Below are 2,001 nucleotides of genomic sequence, written 5' to 3' on the forward strand. Positions count from 1 at the left end.
ATATGCTTTACATGAAACATGCGATTAAGTCAATTAGTCAAAAACCCGAATAGAAGAGAGAGGTTTCTTATGGGCAACTATAATAATAGGATTAAAATGATTAAAGAAACGCATATGCCATTTGAATTTTTTAAAGGACAAAAAGTAAAGCTTGTCTTAATGGATGATAGAGAGTTTAAAGGCGTATTATTAAAACATAATTACTATGATATAGATATAGTAACTAATGTAGGAACTAAATCAAATCCAGAAAAAGGTACTTTAAAGGTACACAAGTCAGAGATTAAGTATATTATTGAAAATAATAAAGGTTTTAGAAGAAAGAAAAAAGAAGATAAACGAAAAGAGCGCTAGTATATACTAGTGCTCTTTTTAATAATGATATCTACAAGCAATAATGATAATTTGATTTTCTTTAACCGTATACACGAGTCTGTGTTCATGGTTTATGCGTCTACTACAGTAACCTTGTAAATTACCTTTAAGTGGTTCAGGTTTACCCTCACCTTCTAATAAGCCATCACGCTGTATGCTTTTTATTAAACTATTAATCTTCTTTAATAACTTTTTATCTTGCTTTAGCCAATATTCATAATCATTAAAAGCTGTAGGGGTAAATGTAATGTTTAATTTACTCATATGAATCTATATCTACCTCTACTGTATTGCTTTTTTCCGCTTCTGAAATGGATTGTGCTAAGTGTTTGGCATTAGCAGGTGATTGTTGTAAATAAAGTGTCTCCATAATTGAATTATAATCATCTTCACTCATTAAAACAGCATTACGTTCATTTGTAGTAATTGTTACAGTATCGCTATCATCATTAACTTTATCGATTAGTTTTCTAAAGTCTTTACGAGCGTTTGAATAACTAAGTACAGTCATAGTAATAACCTCCTTTTAATTTCTTTAATTGTACAACATGTTGTACATACAGTAAAGTTATTAGTTTTTAGAGCTGAAATAAAAAGAGCAATCTAACTATAAAGCTAGATTGCTCTTTTTTCTATAATGTTCTTTATACATAATCTCCTAAATACATTCGGTTGATTTTACGAGTATATTTTTTATGCTTTTGTTTTGATTCTATAATTTGTGCTTGTCTATTACTTAGAATTGAGTATTGATTCTTGTCCAAACACTTTAAGATAAATGTATCTATATTATATGAAAATGGCGTAGAGTTAGAAGATTGATTGTTATTAATATAAGCTTCGTAACTTTTACATATATCTTTACTTGTACCATTCGCAATAGTTTTAAGTAATTGATTTTCATTAGTATCTGCACGTTGTTTCTTTATTCTAATACCAATAAATATTATTTTGTATAAATAAAAAATAGTTATAAAGAATAAAGGTGTTACTAACATGTACATAAATAGTGTTCTATACACTAACATTGTTGTTTCGAATACATTAATAGCATCTTGTGAAACACCTTCTGCAATACCAGGCGTTTGTGAAGTAGTATGAGCATATAATGAAATTAGATATAAAGCAGCAACGAGTACAAAATTGATTAAGTTTCTTGTGAAAGATTTCTTTGTGTACCATTGTCGAAACCTATGTAGTTTTATTGTTTTTAATACTATTGCTATTACTGTAAAGACACTAACCATGATTGATAAAAATAAAATAGCGGTTAATACTAAGTATAGAGAGGTAATACTCGTCATTTAATCATCCTTTCGAAATATAATAATCTACAACTTATTATATTATTATTTATTACTTTTGTAAATGAAAATTGCAATTATACCCAAAGAGTATTATAATGTTTCGTAATTACAAATAACATTTATTAATTAACTATTAAAAATAACTTTGAATATAAAACTTTTTAAGATATTCTTGTATTAAGATATTTCCGTAGAAAGTGAGGGTATTAGTATGGATAAAATAAAAAAGGGATTATACACATTCCTAGCATTCGTAGCTTTAACACTTCCATTAGCAGGATGTGGAAATGAAGAAGAAGAAGCGGATAAAGGCAAAGAA

4 protein-coding genes are annotated in these 2,001 nt (G+C 27.5%); 1 reads left to right on the forward strand and 3 read right to left on the reverse strand.

The features are described from left to right. The first annotated feature begins 69 nt into the window (after positions 1-69). Positions 70-354, forward strand: coding sequence for a hypothetical protein (locus ACF91D_RS29970; protein ID WP_392438363.1), 285 nt, complete (start codon positions 70-72; stop codon positions 352-354). Positions 355-372: 18 nt separating this feature from the next. Here the strand turns inward: ACF91D_RS29970 and ACF91D_RS29975 are convergent, their stop codons facing one another. The 3 genes from ACF91D_RS29975 to ACF91D_RS29985 all read right to left on the reverse strand — a co-directional run bounded on the left by ACF91D_RS29975 (position 373) and on the right by ACF91D_RS29985 (position 1,679). Continuing rightward, positions 373-639: a Txe/YoeB family addiction module toxin gene (locus tag ACF91D_RS29975; RefSeq protein ID WP_392438365.1), complete on the reverse strand. Its 267-nt coding sequence runs from the start codon at positions 637-639 to the stop codon at positions 373-375. Further along, the gene (locus ACF91D_RS29980; RefSeq protein ID WP_392438367.1) at positions 632-886 is read right to left on the reverse strand and encodes a type II toxin-antitoxin system Phd/YefM family antitoxin; all 255 of its coding nucleotides are present in this window, start codon (positions 884-886) and stop codon (positions 632-634) included. Before ACF91D_RS29980 ends, ACF91D_RS29975 begins: the two co-directional genes overlap by 8 nt. A gap of 133 nt (positions 887-1,019) precedes the next feature. Beyond that, a complete protein-coding gene (locus ACF91D_RS29985; RefSeq protein WP_392438368.1) occupies positions 1,020-1,679 on the reverse strand; it encodes a hypothetical protein in 660 nt (219 codons plus the stop codon). Positions 1,680-2,001: the final 322 nt, after the last annotated feature.

The sequence above is a fragment of the Staphylococcus sp. 231237_7MaSpsaltlick genome (assembly GCF_043107035.1).

Excerpts from the sequence above, each read along its gene's own strand:
- ACF91D_RS29970 (WP_392438363.1), top strand. The coding sequence starts at position 70 with ATGGGCAACTATAATAATAGGATTAAAATGATTAAAGAAACGCATATG.
- ACF91D_RS29975 (WP_392438365.1), bottom strand. The coding sequence starts at position 639 with ATGAGTAAATTAAACATTACATTTACCCCTACAGCTTTTAATGATTAT.
- ACF91D_RS29980 (WP_392438367.1), bottom strand. The coding sequence starts at position 886 with ATGACTGTACTTAGTTATTCAAACGCTCGTAAAGACTTTAGAAAACTA.
- ACF91D_RS29985 (WP_392438368.1), bottom strand. The coding sequence starts at position 1,679 with ATGACGAGTATTACCTCTCTATACTTAGTATTAACCGCTATTTTATTT.